13 protein-coding genes are annotated in these 17,932 nt (G+C 32.9%); 5 read left to right on the top strand and 8 right to left on the bottom strand.

Annotated features, from left to right (window positions below; all coding sequences use genetic code 11):
- Positions 1 to 39: 39 nt before the first annotated feature.
- Together ER639_RS08815 and ER639_RS08810 are read right to left on the bottom strand one after the other, a co-directional pair.
- Positions 40 to 648, bottom strand: coding sequence for a thermonuclease family protein (locus ER639_RS08815; protein WP_164993414.1), 609 nt, complete (start codon positions 646 to 648; stop codon positions 40 to 42).
- 75 nt (positions 649 to 723) lie between these two features.
- Complete coding sequence (locus tag ER639_RS08810) at positions 724 to 909, bottom strand: hypothetical protein (RefSeq protein ID WP_129065422.1); 186 nt, start codon at positions 907 to 909, stop codon at positions 724 to 726.
- 174 nt (positions 910 to 1,083) lie between these two features.
- Here ER639_RS08810 and ER639_RS08805 point away from each other — a divergent pair, with 174 nt between their 5' ends.
- The 3 genes from ER639_RS08805 (at position 1,084) to gtfB (ending at position 5,057) form a co-directional block, all read left to right on the top strand.
- Entirely contained in the window at positions 1,084 to 2,049 is a 966-nt protein-coding gene (locus tag ER639_RS08805) for a YeiH family protein (RefSeq protein WP_129065421.1), read from the top strand.
- Between the two features lie 202 nt (positions 2,050 to 2,251).
- Positions 2,252 to 3,751, top strand: a complete 1,500-nt coding sequence (gene gtfA, locus ER639_RS08800) for an accessory Sec system glycosyltransferase GtfA (RefSeq protein ID WP_129065420.1) — start codon at positions 2,252 to 2,254, stop codon at positions 3,749 to 3,751.
- Positions 3,744 to 5,057, top strand: a complete 1,314-nt coding sequence (gene gtfB / locus ER639_RS08795; protein WP_129065419.1) for an accessory Sec system glycosylation chaperone GtfB — start codon at positions 3,744 to 3,746, stop codon at positions 5,055 to 5,057. The genes gtfA and gtfB overlap by 8 nt, the downstream gene beginning before the upstream one ends.
- Before the next feature lie 158 nt (positions 5,058 to 5,215).
- Here gtfB and asp1 read toward each other — a convergent pair whose 3' ends face one another.
- The 5 genes from asp1 to ER639_RS08775 form a co-directional block, all read right to left on the bottom strand.
- Positions 5,216 to 6,700, bottom strand: coding sequence for an accessory Sec system glycosyltransferase Asp1 (asp1, locus tag ER639_RS08790; RefSeq protein ID WP_129065418.1), 1,485 nt, complete (start codon positions 6,698 to 6,700; stop codon positions 5,216 to 5,218).
- 74 nt (positions 6,701 to 6,774) lie between these two features.
- Positions 6,775 to 7,116: a hypothetical protein gene (locus ER639_RS08785; protein WP_129065417.1), complete on the bottom strand. Its 342-nt coding sequence runs from the start codon at positions 7,114 to 7,116 to the stop codon at positions 6,775 to 6,777.
- Positions 7,117 to 7,133: 17 nt separating this feature from the next.
- Positions 7,134 to 7,970, bottom strand: a complete 837-nt coding sequence (locus ER639_RS08780; protein ID WP_164993413.1) for a CatB-related O-acetyltransferase — start codon at positions 7,968 to 7,970, stop codon at positions 7,134 to 7,136.
- Positions 7,971 to 8,135: 165 nt separating this feature from the next.
- Positions 8,136 to 8,291 carry a hypothetical protein gene (locus ER639_RS12310; RefSeq protein WP_164993412.1) on the bottom strand — a complete coding sequence of 52 codons (156 nt, stop codon included), beginning with the start codon at positions 8,289 to 8,291 and terminating at the stop codon, positions 8,136 to 8,138.
- A gap of 104 nt (positions 8,292 to 8,395) precedes the next feature.
- On the bottom strand, positions 8,396 to 9,886 hold the full coding sequence (locus tag ER639_RS08775; RefSeq protein WP_129065416.1) for a glycosyltransferase: 1,491 nt from the start codon (positions 9,884 to 9,886) through the stop codon (positions 8,396 to 8,398).
- 142 nt (positions 9,887 to 10,028) lie between these two features.
- Between ER639_RS08775 and ER639_RS08770 the strand changes: the two genes are divergently transcribed.
- Complete coding sequence (locus ER639_RS08770) at positions 10,029 to 11,507, top strand: EVE domain-containing protein (RefSeq protein WP_129065415.1); 1,479 nt, start codon at positions 10,029 to 10,031, stop codon at positions 11,505 to 11,507.
- Positions 11,508 to 11,540: 33 nt separating this feature from the next.
- Here the strand turns inward: ER639_RS08770 and ER639_RS12530 are convergent, their stop codons facing one another.
- Positions 11,541 to 12,371: a CatB-related O-acetyltransferase gene (locus tag ER639_RS12530; protein WP_305036094.1), complete on the bottom strand. Its 831-nt coding sequence runs from the start codon at positions 12,369 to 12,371 to the stop codon at positions 11,541 to 11,543.
- A 943-nt stretch (positions 12,372 to 13,314) separates the two neighbouring features.
- Between ER639_RS12530 and ER639_RS08760 the strand changes: the two genes are divergently transcribed.
- A partial coding sequence (locus ER639_RS08760; RefSeq protein ID WP_164993411.1) for an SdrD B-like domain-containing protein occupies positions 13,315 to 17,932 on the top strand: 4,618 nt, incomplete at its 3' end.

Genomic DNA, 17,932 nt, shown 5'->3' with positions numbered 1-17,932 from the left:
AATCAAGTAGAGTAACAAAAATTTTCCAAAATACTAAAATTATTTAAATAAATCTTTCAACGCTTTTATAACACCATCAATAATGTCATCTAAGATGTTATGAAGTAGCTTTCGGAGAAATTCTGAAAAACTGCCTTCTGAATTTCGGTCTGCTTCGGAATCATTAAATCCTTCACCATCTTCATTGACATAGCCTTTTATACTCCATATTTTCAATCCTTTAGCACGGGCAATGCTTTGTGCATTTTCAAGTGTTCGTAAGTGGTCTTTTTGTTGATACACGTAACCTACACGAGCATACCCTTTTTCCACCAATGTCTTATTAACCATTTCGTTTCCACAATACAAATACACTAAGTCACGACCATACTTATCTGTTTTACCTTTTGTATCGTATTGAATGGATAAGTCACAAGTTTTTACAAGGGATTCAGTAAATTTACTGGCCTCGATGGCATATGGTTGGACGGGGGTATTCGGTTTTTTAGATTCCGGTGTGTCTACTAATAATAAACGCACTGTTACGTTGCGATGATTCTTTTTGACAACAACGGTATCACCATCGACAGAATGTACGTATTGTACTGGGATATGAGGTTGTTGATTTAATAATGATGTCCCTAATAAGAGTGATAATATAAAATTCAAAATCAAAACTCCGTTCTTTTAAACTGAACTTCTATTATAGCTTAAATGGCAAAATAAAAAAGCCACCGAAGTGACTTAAATGTACATCTTTATTAAATTATAAAACATGCGTATAACAAAGATTAACGTCATAATCCCCATCACACTAAGCAAAGCATGACGTTGTTTCTTCTCAGGTTCTCCTGTACCATGTTCCAACTCATGTAACAACTGTGCTTCTATTTCTTTATTACGTTCTTCTAAAGATTTGTTTTCATCCATAATGGTCACCATTTCTATAAAATAATAGTTACATTCTATCATATTGTGAAATGAAATTAAATCACGAACAATTTAATGAACAAAAATTGATATGGCCCCAATGATTTTCGAAAGCCTATATGCTAGAATGTACAAAAGTACAAAGAAGAATTCCTACTCATAAGGAGTGGTACCATGGATAAATTCAAGGGCATTTTATTATGCTTTATGATTGCATTAGTAAGTACAGGGTTAGGATTATGGATGCCGGTAATCGGTAGTGTGATGTTTAGTATATTAATCGGAATCGTATTAGGCAACTTGAACTTACATAAAAGCTTCCAGCCAGGCATTAAATATAGCAGTAAGAAATTGCTACAGTACGCGATTATCTTAATGGGATTTACCCTTAGTATTCGTACTGTAGGTAGTATTGGTGTTTCAAGTTTACCACTCACTTTATCAACCATTACGATAGCACTTATTTTTAGTTATTTTGTTGGAAGATATATGCGTATTGCTTCACGCATTTCAACTTTAATAGGGGTTGGTACAGCAATTTGTGGTGGTTCTGCTATTGCAGCGACCAGTCCAATTATTAAAGCAAAAGATGAGGAAATCGCGTTTAGTATTTCAACAATATTTTTATTTAATATTGTTGCTGTGTTTTTGTTTCCTTTTTTAGGGCATTTGTTTAATATGTCTCAAGTCGGATTTGGGTACTTTGCGGGTTCAGCAATCAATGATACGAGTAGTGTGGTGGCAGCAGGGTATACTTATGGTACAGAAGCAGGTGATACAGCAACAATTGTAAAGTTGGTTCGTGCCTTAATGATTGTACCAATATGTTTCATCATTGCATGGATAACATCTAAACAAGACAGAAATATGAAGTTATCTAAAGTGTTTCCTTGGTTTATTCTATATTTCTTGTTAGCGAGTCTATTTGTAAGTATTGTACCAATACCGAAATCATGGATGATGGTTATTAAAACATTATCTACATTCTTAATTAGTATGGCGCTTGCCGGTATTGGATTAAGTGTTAATATTAATACATTCAAGAAAATCGGCATAAAACCTGTAATATTAGGAGCATTAACGTGGTTTATTGTCGCTGTCTCTAGTATGATCATTTTGCATGTTATACATATATGGTAGGTGAAATTATGCTTAAAAAAATATCATTTGCAGTTTTATTAGGATTGATCGCAACTTTATTTAAGAAAAATGAAGCGGAATAACGATGGAATGAGCCGCAAACGAAACTGTGGCTCTTCTTTGTGTCATTTAATAGTTTGGATTGTGATTCAATGTACACTCGCCTATAATAAACTTAATAGTGAAAAATAGAGGTGTATCCATGACGATTTATAATATTAACCTTGGTATTGGGTGGGCAAGTAGCGGTGTAGAATATGCTCAAAGTTATAGGGCAGAGTTGCTAAGAAATCTTAATACAGAAATCAAATTTATTTTTTTAGACTTCATTAATTCAGAGAATATTCAAACTTATACAGAAAACATTGGTTTTAAAGATGAAGAAATCATTTGGATTTATCAATATTTTACTGACGTTAAGATTCATCCATCGACATATACTTTAGAAGAAGTTTATAAAAATTATAATATAAGCCAACCAAAAACTGTGACTACAGAGAAAGTAGTACAAGTATTTTTAGAGGGTAATCATACTTATTTAAAATGTTATTTAAAAAATAAAAATGAAAATATTGTTGACCGTGTAGACGTGATTGTACAAAATAAGTTGATTCGTAAAGATTTTTATACATATACTAAGATTTGCTCTGAATATTATGCGCCTAATGAAGGGGCTAAACTGTATATGAGACAGTTTTTTAATGAAGATGGCACTATTGCTTATCGTGAGCATATTAATAAAGAAGAAAGTATGTTTGAATTTGACAGTCAAAAGTTATACTCAAAACAAGAATTCGTTGCATACTTTATGCAGTGCTTGAATCTCACAAATAAGGATATTGTTATTTTAGATAGAGGAAAAGGTGTCGCACAATCTGTGATTCAAAATAAAGGCGAAAGTAAGCTTGGCGTGGTTGTTCATGCTGAACATTTCAGTGAGAATAATACTTCAGATCAAGTGATTTTATGGAATAATTTTTATGAATATCAATTTATGAACCATCAAGAAGTGGATTTTTATATCACAGCAACAGACCGACAAAATGAGCGTTTAAAAACACACTTTAAGAAGTATTTAAATGTACAACCAAAAATTTATACAATTCCAGTTGGTAGCTTAAAGCATTTACAAAATTCACAAAAAAGAAAACCATTCTCGATGATAACTGCATCGAGGTTAGCAAAAGAGAAACATTTAGATTGGCTTGTATTAGCAACAGTAAGAGCAAAACAAAGTTTGCCAGATTTATCATTAGATATTTATGGGGAAGGCTCACAACGCCAAATGTTAACTGATTTAATAAGAGCGCATAAAGCTGAGAGTTACATTCAATTAAAAGGACATGTACATTTAGAATCTATTTATCCGAATTATGAAGTGTTTCTATCAGGTTCAACAAGTGAAGGCTTTGGATTAACTTTAATGGAAGCAATCGGTTCAGGATTGGGCATGATTGGTCTAAATGTTGAGTATGGTAATCCTACGTTTATTCAGCATGATGTCAACGGGAAGCTTATTGATTATCATAGAGATCAAGACAATACAGAAACTGTTGTTAGAAAATTGGCGGATGCAGTTATAGATTTATTTACAAATCATAAAGATTATCATGATGTCTCATACAAAATTGCTGAAGATTTCTTATCAGACAAAACAGTACAAAAATGGGCAACATTAGTGAGAGAGGTGTGTCATGATTAATTTATTTTATCAATTAGATAAACCATCTTTAGAAATTTATCGAAGTTTGAAAAATGTTGGTATAGAATCTAAGACTGTTGTTATTGAGGATAGTGGTTTCTTACCAAGCGATATTACTAGTCCATATCAATTTTTCGCAAAATATCATGCAACTAAGCAAGACAGACCCAAATTTTTTAATGAAATAAAAATACCTAAACATTGGGAAATACATGGTTCTAATCAATTTGCAAATGTATTTAATTTAGGTGAAATTAAAGCTAATATAAAATACCATTCACATCCACAACCAAGATCTGTACATCGAGTAGAATGGCTAGACAAAAATCAAAAAGTGCGCTTTGTGGATGTTTACAATCAATATGGATATCGATTTATGCAAGAAGTGAGAAATGCAGATAGTCAAATCGTATTTAAATCATATTTTAACCAGCAAAATGAAGAAATCATATACGAAAATATTGTAACCAACCAATTGATATTAAGATGGAATGGTAAAGAATACATTTTTGATTCGAAAACAAAGTTTGTTCAATTTTATCTAAGAGAAAGCGGTTTAGACACAAATGTTCTTAATATCAACTCACTAGGTGTGCCATTTTTTGTTTCTCTTGGGTTGGATAATGGTCATACAAACATTATTTGGCAAGAGCAAATTAAAGAACAAATTCCAGGAAATATGCAGCATGCTTTAACAAAGACATTAAATCGCTCATATAAAGTTTTAGTGCCTGACCAAATGGAATATAATCATGTTAAAGTGATGTCTGAACAAAATGAAAATGTCATTCCATTTGGCTATCACTATCAATTTAAACGTCAAAACCAAGGTAGTAGAGATGTGTTAATTGCTACAAATTCAGATGATTTATTACACTTTGAGCAAATTGTAAAAGATTGTCCTGAATATACGTTCCATGTTGCAGCTATGACAGAAATGTCAAACACATTAATACAATATGATCGATTTGAAAATGTAATACTCTATCCAATTGCTTCAAAATATACTTTTAATAAATTATTTGAAACTTGTGACTATTATTTAGATATAAATAGCGGTAATGAATTACACGGTGCAGTGAGACGCGCTTTTGATATGAACATGCTTATTTTGAGTTTTAAAGGGCGTGCTCATAATAAGACGCTAACGTTACCAGAATTAACTAAAGATGATGCAAGCATAGAAGATTTCATCAAAACATTGAATCAACATTTAGATCAATCCGTACTTAATCGTAGTTTGGCATTACAGATTAAACATGCGAATCATATTAGTAAAGAAGCATTCATTCAGGCACTTCAATAAAAAACAAGTGTGTGACAATAGTTTTTGTCATTTAGTGATTAATAATTTATACGGTGCAACAGAAGTTGACACTACGTCAAAAACCGAACAAAACGATGAATCAAAAATTCATACGTTTTGTTCGGTTTTCTTTATGGTAGAACCCTCATGATTTTTTTCTAAAATTTTTTCATAAATTCACGCCATAGCTCAATATTTTTATCTTCACTGTACTTTTCAATAGATTGATAACAAGCAGATGTATAAGTTTGTTGTAGTTCATGAGATGAAAGATAAGTTTTTATCTTTTCGTATAAAGCATTTTCATCATTTAGAGGAACTAAATTGCCATTAATCCCATCTTGAATCATTTCATTTGGACCGTATTTAATATCATAGCTAAATACAGGTGTATTGTTTTGAAAGGACTCTAATATAGCTAGCCCAAAGCCTTCAAATTGACTTGTAAATAATGAAAGCACACTATCTTTGTACATATCTTCAATATTATTTTCAAAGCCTCTAAGATGTATATAATCTTCAGCATTTAATTCCTCAATAAGTTGTTGAAGAGATTCATGAGCGCTTCCTGGGCCACCAAAACCGTAAATGTCAAATTGAATTTCGTTAAACTCTTGTTTTAAGCGATGTATAACACGTATTTGGTGGTCAAGTTGTTTATTGTATACATATCTACCGACAGAAGTGATTCGATAGGGTTGCTTTTTTTGGATGTGTTTAGGAGCTTTATCAAAATAACCTACTGGTATCGCAAATACATCTCCGTCATACTGACTGACCTGTAATAAATCAGCTTTTTGAGCTTCTGTAGAACAGATCAATGCGTGATACATATTTAGGTGTTCGCGTGTATATTGATATGGCCATTTAAATGTATCGAAATCCTCATTATTCAATAAATGTATAGAGTGGAAGAATAAAACTTTTTTAATAGAAGGATGTGTATGATAAAATGCTTCTGATAGCTCGTAGGGTCTGTCTACAATAAAGGTATCTCCAGCCCTATGAATCGATTCAATAAAGAAAGTGATCATTTCGGTTTCTTTATTGAATCGATGTGTTTGGTTCATTAAATCCTTCACATAAATAACATAGGGAATGTCGCTGTCGATAGTATAATGTTTTTCGATAACTTTGATACCTGAAGGCGTATAAAACTCTTCTAATGTATACTTTTCTCCTTCTGCGTAATAATGGGTTGCACTCAAAAATCCTCGATAATCATACATTTCGTGTTTAATAAGTTTTCCGTTTTGAAAGTAATATATAAAATTAATATGCGTTCTTTCAATTGTAAAAAATCTAGCATACATGATCAGTTGATGATTTTGATCTTTTACTCTAATGTCTAATTGATGAGGTACGACCTCTATGATATAACCACATTCGTGTTCCCAATAATGCATAAGATTTGTTTGTGTTTGAAGATGTTCACTACTACAACGTTGAAAATAATCATACATATTAATTGTGTCTTTTTCTAAGCCTTTTTTTAGTAAATTTTCATAAGCTAAATGGCTATATTGAACAGTTAGTATTTTTGCGGGTATACGATGCTTTTGGAAAAGTTTTAATCGATTGATGTAAGCTCGATCAATTCCTGCGATGCTATAAGATACACCAACGCCAGCGAAATAATACATTGTGATACCTACCTTTTAAGAATTTTTATCTATAAAATGATGCCATTTTTGAATCATATGTGTTTCGTCATAATCTACAATTGATGTCCTACAGTTTTGATAATATTTAGTTGTAATGATTCATCAATTAAAAATTGACGTACAGTTTCATATAAAGCGTCTTCATTATTTCTCGATAACCAATCTGTAGATACTTCATTTTTGTAACCAATAGCATTTTGAAAATAATCATACATATACAAAGTGTCTTCAGCAACATGATAAATTTCAGCGTGATGATTAAAAAAGGGTAAGAAATCAGTGAATAATAGTTTGGCAGGGATGTTGTATTTTTTGAATAAATAAAGACGATTGAATATTGCACGTTCAATGCCTGTAATGCCTAAAGGTATATTAATGCCTACAAAATAATGCATTTTGTATCTCCTTATAATTAATTTTTTTCAACAGATTGAAAATCATTGAGTGTTGTGACTTCTGGTTTGAATGGTTGAATCCCGTGTTCATGAATCATTGTTTCGAGTTTATTAATGAATGTATCGATATCGTCATTTCCACTAACACCTTTAAAGTCACCATAAGCATATTGCCACCATTGTAATTTTAATAATCGTTCGATTGTTTTTTCATCATAACGATATTTTTTTACTTGTGCGGGTACTCCTGCAACGATAGCATAGGGTGGCACATCTTTAGTGACAATTGAACCAGCAGCAATAATAGCGCCATCCCCAACAGTAATTCCTGTATTTGCAAAAGTGACATCTTGACCAATCCAAACATCATTTCCAATAACGACCGGATTTAAAGTTGGTGCAAAAGGTGTTGTGTTAAATTGCATTTGATGATCTTTTGCATATTCGCTAAATGCGCTGTCGTGTTGATTGTATGTAATCATTGCAGTCGTAAAACGGTCCAAGGGATGATTTCCATGCATGCGTTTAACATTTGAAGCGATTGATGAATAGCGGCCGACAACAGTATTAACAGGTAATTCACTTAAAGTAGATGAAAAAGAACCCATTGTATAAAAAAATCTACCATTTAAAAACATCGTGTATGGTTCTATTTGTGCATGGCTAGAAACTTGAATGATTGTTGCTTCTCGTAGTCTTGCACGTACATTATTTTGATTAGGTAACGTGTAGATGCGTCTTTGGTTTAAGAAATGATGAAATTGTTCATTAAATGAAAATCTAATATTTGCATGAGATGGATGAATTATTAAATTATCTTGTGAGAAAGTAATTCCTTTATATTGTGTCGTCATAAGCGCTCCTTTTTATAATGCCTTTTATTAATTATAATAAAAGTATTAGTGAAATTATATATAGTTGTAAAAAACTAATAAAAATTAAAAATATTATTTGCTACATAAAAAATGAGGATAAGATATAGTTGATATGTCTTATCCTCATTTCTGTATTAAATTATTTTATTTCACTTGTGCTTTTCGACCTAAATCTGCTGGTGAAGGTGGTTCTTTCATTTTAGGAACTGCCTTATTTGTACTAACAAGCTTTTCAGACACTTTGCCCGCTTTAGCTTTCCCTTTATCCATTGTATGGACTTTTGAATTTGTTAAATTCATCCCATATACGCTTTGTTACGTGGTGATGTCTTAGCATTGGCGATGACTTTATCAATATTGACAATCGCATCATCATTAGAAACTAATGAGAAAAGGGGCATATATTAATATATGTCATATTGTGTAAAATTTAGCCACTTTTGAGCGATGGCATCTTCATTAAATTTTTGGATAGATTGGTAACACTGTTGATAATATTTTGTTTGTAATGCTTCATCTGATAAAAATGCTTTCACAGTATGATACAGTGCATCTTCATCATTACGAGCGACAAGGTTACCGTTAACACCATCAATAATCATTTCACTTGGACCGTATTTGATGTCATAAGCGATAACGGGTGTATGATGTATTAAAGATTCTAAAATACTAAGCGCAAATCCTTCAGAATTACTCGTAAAAATAGAAAGACTTGCTTGATTGTATATGGGTGTTAAATCATCTACAAAATGATGGATAAAGACGTGCTTTTGCAATTGCATTTCACTAATCATTTGACGGAATTTTTCTTGGAAACTACCATAACCATATAAATGCAATTCAATATCCGGGAAGTCTTTAACGAGTTTTTGGATTAATCTAAACTGATGTTCATGTTGCTTGCCATTCTCGTACCTGGCAATAGAAATCAGTTGATTTGCTTTTTTATTATTGTGATTTTCAAGTGGTTGATGTGCATGAGATACAAAGCCAACTGGAATGGCAAATACTTTTGTTTTGTAATCAATGATGCGTTCAACATCCGCTTTTTGTTGTTCAGTAGAAACAATAATGGCATTAAATCGATTTGCAGAAGGGATTAACGTTTGGTATTGAAATTGAATTTCTGTCGAATCATACATATTGTTATAAGGGACTGCATGCATCACAACTGCTGCGGGTATTTTTTGATCAACAAGGTTAAACACAGGTACCATTTCAAAAGGGCGGTCGATTATAAACAAGTCACCCTCTTTGTAAAACTGTTCCATACAGTAAGCGAGGAAGGCATCATTCGATACAAAAATACGTTCGTCATTGGGTGTTTCGTGCACGATGACATGCTTTATCGATTGATTAGTAACGTCGAAATAGCGTTCAACTTTCACTTGACCGTCGATAGAATAAATATGCTGAACTTGAGCGCGTTGTTCATTATCGTAATAAGTGGTGCTACTTTTAAATCCTCGATAATCATAAGTGTCTTCTTTAATTTTCTTTAAGTTTGTATCGTAATAACTTAAGAAATCAATTTGATTTAATTCACTATCTGTAAAACGGACATAAGCAACTAACTTTGTATTATAGTACAACATATAATCATTTGATGTATTTACTTGAACAGGAATGTAGCCGCGAACATCTTTGAAATAGGCAAGCCAATCTTGCTTCGGTCCTTGATAAGAAGAGTGAACTTCATGAAAATGATCATATAAATAAAGCACGTCTTCCGTAACACCAAATTTTTTTGTGTTTCTATATAAAAGAGGATAGTAGTTAAAATAAAGAATTTTTGCAGGTTGATCTATGGAATTGAATAATTTAATTCGATTAAACATGGCACGATCGACACCTGTTATAGCGTGAGGTAAGTCAATTCCAACAAAATAAAACATGTAAGAACTCCTTTAAATTTTTTTAATTTTATTATAACTTAAAACATATGTAAGAATGAATTTGTTTGTAAAATACAATAGTTATTCTAAACAATTATCGATATAATAGACATTATTGAATAAATATGGAGGCAACCATAAAATGAATTATTTCTGGCTAAACTGTGGCTACAATAGATTTAACCATTTTAAAGATTTAATGTATCAAGTATCTGTTTTTGACTCGACAGTACACTTTAATCCAAACGAAGGTTATCAAGCATTTAAACGTGCCAATGTAGGCGATAAAGTCATTTTCTATATGGTACAAAATAAAGTCGGTTTATTTGGTGCGGGTTCAGTTTCTAAGATTGAAACACCAAAACGAGGACAAATTAAAATTCACTTTACTTACGAAGAAAAATTAATGCCTTATACAAAAGAATATTTAAATCGTGACGAAGATTTAAAAGATATGTTGTTTAATATGAAAGAACAGCTATTAAATCCAATCTCTCAAGAACAATATGAACAAATCGTTAGAATCGGTAAGAACGAAGAAAAAATTAACCGTCACTTTATGATGCGTGAAGATATTGCGTTTAAGCCAGGCGAGGATTATACAATATTTATACGTAATATTAATGGAGGCAACCGTAAAGGTATTGAGCATTATCACCAAATGCAAGAAGGAGATAAAGTTGTTATTTATAAAACAAACCCTGAACGCGGTATTTATGGTATTGGCAGTATTAAACGCGGTGTACATAAAGAAGGTATTATTCCAGGGCGAACAGATACTGAAGCAATTACACTTACTTATATAGAAGATGTTGATGCAAGAACAATTTATGAGTTGGACCGTGAGCCAATGTTACGTGCACAATACTTCTTAAATGAAGAGTGGAATGAGTCAGTTACTGAAATCACGAAAATACAATATCATGCGATGCTTCATCCAACAGAAGAGCAAGTTAAGCCAACATCAAGCATACAACAAACGATAGAAGCGGCAAGATTCAAAGCGAAAAAGCAAATCTTACCTAAAAAAGAAACACATGTGAGTAGTGTAACAGTGCCCAAACAAACAAACACAGAAACGCAAAGCACGCCACAACCATCAAATACATCAACTCAAGAAATACCTACACGAATGAATACAATATCACCTTGGAAATTGATATATGTATTCAGTTTACCTGAACATTTTAATGGTGTAGAAACAGCAATCAAATATTTACAGTTAAAACGAAGCAATACAAATATTTATACCGCTGACCAAAACTTTGTTACAGCAAACTTATATGGACAATATGTAAAAGAAGATGAGCACATCATATTACATAACGGTATCATTACAGAAGCACTGTCACATATGATACCAAAAGATATCATTATTGAAGATTTTGAACATATCACAGCTGGACAATTGAAACCATTAATACATGCAGCTAGTGGTGAATGTGTTAGCTTACCAATATTACATGAACAAAACCGTGCAACAATGGGCATGCAAGATGCAACATATACGTTAGATCGCTCATTTAAACTTGTTGCGATTACACATTTATCAGTAGAAGACTTTAAGAAACGTTATCCAACATACATGCATCCATATATGAAATTTTATGCATATAAATAAAAAATCGCTTAGACAACTGTCTAAGCGATTTTTTTAACGATTAGCTACCAAATCATCATAAGTAAATGTTTTTGGTTTGTATGGTTTAATGATGCCTTCAGCTGCCATATGTTTGATTTTATTAATAAATACTTCGATAGAATCATCTCCACGCACACCTTTAAATTGACCATAATCATATTGCCACCATTTAATGTTAAGTAATTCTTGAATGATGTGGTAATCAAATCGATAGCGAATAACCTTAGCTGGATTACCACCTACAATTGCATAAGGCGGCACATCTTTTGTAACTACAGAACCTGCAGCGATAACAGCACCATCATGCACACGAATTCCCTTAGAAGAAAACAAGACATTTTGACCAATCCATACATCATTACCAATAATAATAGGAGCTTCTTCATTTTCATCGACAACACTACGCTCAAATAATGAATTTGCTTCTTGTTCATAGAAATGATTGACGTTACCTAAAGCTGAATATGAAATAGGAGAAGTTGTGAAACGATTGATAGGATGACTAAATCCCATACGTTTAAATCCAGGTGCAATTGAGCAGTAGCGACCAACTATTGTATTTAAAGGAAGTAATTCACGTGTATAACTAAAAGCACCCATCGTGAAGAAGAAATTAGTACCACCATATACTGTATTTGGCTCAATTATCGCATTGTTTGCAACATAAATCACATCATTGTTTTCTGCTAATATTTGTGGACCGTCAGCAATTTTAGTGTAAATATGATTGTCATTTAGAAATTGAATCAGTTTAGGTGTCGTATAAAGTGATTGATACGCGTGATCATGTTGATATGTTAAACCATCTGTTGAATAATGAATGCCTTTTACTGTTGAAGTCAAAAATAGTAGCTCCTTTGTTATGTTGATGATTAAAACATCAAACAATGAAATTAAAATGATTAATCATATTATACAACAACCTACAATATATGAAAGTATTGCATGCGTTAAAAGAGGACATCGATTTCATATTGCTCACAAATTTAATGGAAAAAGAAATATTTTAGTATCAGTATCTTATTACATAAGAGGACATATTTTTAAAGGATGTCTATAAATAACTTGTGCAAAATAATAAATTTATAAGTTAACAAAGTTAACAAATTCACTTAAATGTCGTTTGCAATAGATCTAGATATTAAAAAATCGAATTATTAATTATAATAAGCAAAAAATAACATACCCAAAAGATGACATGAACAAATGTTCATGTCATCTTTTGGGTATGTTTATATTGCAGGCAATGATTTTTTATATAAATAAATAAAAAATATTAAAAGAGAAATAAATTTAATTTATTGATTTGATAGATTGTTCAAAAAGATGGAATGTTAATCGAGTATTGATGTCTGAAATTATTAAATATCTTTTTTAAAAAAGCGTTTTTTAAAGCAGTTTTTAAATAAAAATTAAAAGTTCACAATTTAGACACATTTATAGAAATATAAAAATGTAATAAAATGTATTTATCTATTTGTTATATTGAAATAATATTATAAAATGCAAAAACATTAAAAAAGCATGAAAGTGTCTGTTAAATCAATCATAAATAATTTATTAATGATGAACAAATGTAAAAATAGTTATATTTATGTCTTAAAAAATTGATTCAATAAAATTAAAAAATGAGTTGCGATTTAAAAATAGTTAACATTTTTAAATAAATGAATTTTTAGTTTGTTATTTTTTACTTTCATTATTTTATTGTGCTGTATATAATAAATCTTAATTTAATAAATGTATAAGAATGAAATCTTATAAAACAAAATTTTTGGAGGTATATATGAATAAAAAACAAAATAGATTGGACTTTTTGCCTAATAGATTGAATAAGTATTCGATTAGAAAGTTTACAGTGGGCACTTCATCAATTCTTATCGGAGCATTAATGTTCTTAGGGAATCCATCAGATGCAAAAGCCGCTGAAAATACGGATCAAACATCTACGGAATCATCTGTAGTAAATGGTGATTCAACAACCACCCCGACATCAGAAGCAACTACAACTGAATCTGTAACTTCTACAGAAGAAGTAAATAATACAGACACTACAGCATCAACTTCAAAAGCAACTACGACAGAAACACCGCAGACAACAGAAGAAGCTCCTACAACGACAGAAACACCGCAGACAACAGAAGAAGCTCCTACAACAACAGAAACACCGAAAACAACTGAAGCGCCATCAACAGAAGAGACTCCGAAAACAACTGAAACACCAACAATAGAAGAAGCATCAAAAACAACAGAAGCACCAAAAACGATAGAAACACCATCAACAGAAGAAGTACCATCAACAACAGTAGAAACACCATTGACAGAAACAACAACTATGGATTTAAATCAAGCGGTTAATGATATTAATACAGCACAATCAATAGATGATAAAAAAACTAAAGCTGTTGATTACGTTGCAACATCTACTGGTATTACAATCGATGAAGCACAAAAATTAGTGAGTGATCTTAATCTAGACTATATAAATATGACAGAAGAAGCGCTTTTGAACGCGTTAATCAATGCGATAGCTGATAAAAGTAATGCACTTGCAGTAGAAGCTACACCTGTGTCTACAATGACGAATCGTTCGATGATGGAGAATAATACATTATCGCTTTCAGATAATTTGAATGGATTAACACTAAAAACATTAGCGGCGACAGGTAACAATGTAAATAATCTTGTTAATGTGACAAATATTGCAGTTGATAAAAATACGATTAAACCAAACAACTCAGATTTCTTCCATATCAGTGCAGATTATGCGGTGACTGGTCCAATTAAAGCTGGAGATTACTTCACAGTACAAATGGATGATAATGTAAGTATGGACGGGGATATTAACTATGATCGTGTTAATTATGAGATGCATAATATTAATTTATTATCTCCTACAGGAATGGTAATTGCTGAAGGCACTTATAATACAGAAACAAAACAACTTCAATATGTATTCACAGATTGGGTAGACGGGAAGACTGATATTTATGGATCAATGAATCTTGTTCAATTTACAGATAGACAGAATTCGCCAACATCAGGTACATACAACTTAAACTATAACTTTGCTGGTGAAACGTACAATACTACAATGAGTATGGATTACTTTGCACCAAAGGATTTAGGATCGGAAGTATATCCAGCGAACATGTCATCATTAATTACAGAAGTCGATCAAAATAGTAATGTACATGACTATCAACAAACAATCTATGTCAACTCAGCGGATATTAATTTATCGAGTGGGGTACTTGAATTACAACCATACGCAACCACACCAGATTCAAGTAGTGCGAGAATAGGTTTTGATATTACTAATATTCATATTTATAAAGTTGATAGCCCATCTGATTTATCAGATAGTTACTATTTTGATACAACAGGAAAAGTTGATTATGCGCAGAATTTTTATAATGGCGGCAGTATATACGAAAATAGTAGAGGAAATTTAGAAATTAACTTTGGAGCAATGGACTCGCCTTACGTAGTTATTGTAGATTCGCCATATGATAGTGCTGCAAATGCTGAGTCGATTGAAGTTAAATCGATATTCTATGCAACAGACTATTATAATAAATCTAGCAGTGTATCATGGGTAAACACTTTAGTATTAGAAAGCAGTAGTGGGACAGGAACGGGAAGTGTACCGGTATATAATTTAGGAGATCTTGTTTGGAATGATGCAGATAAAGATGGTATTCAAGATTATGAAGAATTACCAATTGAAAATGTAACGGTTACGTTAAAAGATAAAAATGGTACTGTACTTCAGACAACACAAACAGATCGATATGGTAACTATATCTTTAGAGATTTAGTAGACGGAGACTATGTAGTAGAATTTACGACACCGACTGGATTTACACCAACAGTGACCAATACTACCGTTGATAGCGAAGACTCAGATGGAACAGTAGTTAATGTAACTATTCAAGGTGCAGACAACATGACAATTGATTCTGGATTCTACATACCTACGTATAAATTAGGAGATTATGTATGGTTTGATGAAAATAAAGATGGTAAACAAGATTCATCAGAAGCTGGATTTGAAGGTATCACTGTTAACTTATTAGATAAAAACGGTAATCCTGTATTAGATGCAACGGGACAGCCAAAGACAACGATAACAGATGCAACAGGTCATTATGTATTTACTGATTTAATTAATGGTGATTACATTGTAGAATTTACAAATGTACCTTCGATATTAGTAGGATCACCATCAAATACAACTGCGGATGAAAATGATTCAGATGGAGAATTAGTATCGCCAGGAACATATAGAGCACCAGCGACAATTAATAATGCTGATAACATGACGATTGACCTAGGTTTATATTCGGATTCAGTAACGGATTCAGTAACAGACTCAGTAACGGATTCAGTAACAGACTCAGTAACGGATTCAGTAACAGACTCAGTAACGGATTCAGTAACAGACTCAGTAACGGATTCAGTAACAGACTCAGTAACGGATTCAGTAACAGACTCAGTAACGGATTCAGTAACAGACTCAGTAACGGATTCAGTAACAGACTCAGTAACGGATTCAGTAACAGACTCAGTAACGGATTCAGTAACGGATTCAGTAACAGACTCAGTAACGGATTCAGTAACAGACTCAGTAACGGATTCAGTAACAGACTCAGTAACGGATTCAGTAACAGACTCAGTGACAGATTCAGTGACAGATTCAGTAACGGATTCAGTAACGGATTCAGTGACAGACTCAGTGACAGATTCAGTAACGGATTCAGTAACGGATTCAGTAACAGATTCAGTAACGGATTCAGTAACGGATTCAGTAACGGATTCAGTAACGGATTCAGTAACGGATTCAGTAACAGATTCAGTAACGGATTCAGTGACAGACTCAGTAACGGATTCAGTGACAGATTCAGTAACGGATTCAGTAACGGATTCAGTAACGGATTCAGTGACAGACTCAGTGACAGATTCAGTAACGGATTCAGTAACGGATTCGGTAACAGATTCAGTAACAGACTCAGTGACAGATTCAGTAACGGATTCAGTAACGGATTCGGTAACAGATTCAGTGACAGACTCAGTGACAGACTCAGTAACAGACTCAGTAACAGATTCAGTGACGGATTCAGTAACGGATTCGGTAACAGATTCAGTAACAGACTCAGTATCAAATTCAAACTCAACTTCAGATTCTATGTCTGATTTATATGATATAGGTGACCATGTATGGTTCGATCAAGATAAAGATGGCATCCAAGATGCGGGAGAACCAGGCATTCCAGGTGTAACAGTAACATTAACAAAACCTGACGGTTCAACAGTAACGACAACGACAGATGCGAATGGTAACTATGTATTTACAGACTTACCAAACGGAGACTACACAGTGACATTCGGTACTCCAGAAGGATACAATGGACCAACAATTTCTAATGTAGGAAACGATGGATTAGATTCAGATGGCCAAGTTGTGAAAGTAACCATCAACAACGCTGATGATATGACAATCGACTCAGGATTCATCAAAGTATCAGTAGGAGATACAGTTTGGGAAGATACAGATGGAGACGGTCAACAAGATACAGATGAGCCAGGTATTCCAGGTGTAACAGTAACAATTACATATCCAGATGGCACAACAGAAACAACAACAACGGACGAAAACGGAAACTATGAGTTCCCGAACGTACCAAATGGTGAAGTAACAATTGAATTTGAAACACCAGAAGGTTACACACCAACAACACCAAATACAGGTGATGATACAAGTGACTCAGATGGCACGAAAGTAACAATCACTGTAGATGGTAAAGATGATCCAACAATCGATTCAGGATTCGTAAAAGAAACACCAGCGACACCTGTATACGATTTAGGAGATAAAGTATGGTTTGATGCAGATAAAGATGGCATCCAAGATGCGGGAGAACCAGGTATTCCAGGTGTAACAGTAACATTAACAAAACCTGACGGTTCAACAATCACAACAATAACAGATGTGAATGGTAACTATGTATTTACAGACTTACCAAACGGTGACTACACATTAACATTTGAAACACCAGCAGGTTACAACGGTCCAACAATCTCTAACGTAGGTAATGACGGATTAGATTCAGATGGTCAAGTTGTGAAAGTAACAATCAACAACGCAGATGATATGACAATCGACTCAGGCTTCATCAAAGTATCAGTAGGAGATACAGTTTGGGAAGATATAGATGGAGACGGTCAACAAGATACAGATGAGCCAGGTATTCCAGGCGTAACAGTAACAATTACGTATCCAGATGGCACAACAGAAACAACAACAACGGACGAAAACGGAAACTATGAGTTCCCGAACGTACCAAATGGTGAAGTAACAATTGAATTTGAAACACCAGAAGGTTACACACCAACAACACCAA

The organism is Macrococcus sp. DPC7161 (assembly GCF_004117835.1).
In the GTDB taxonomy this organism is placed as follows: Bacteria; Bacillota; Bacilli; order Staphylococcales; family Staphylococcaceae; genus SDSC01.
Note: the sequence above shows the minus strand (reverse complement) of the source record. Positions and strands in the feature narration are given on the sequence as shown.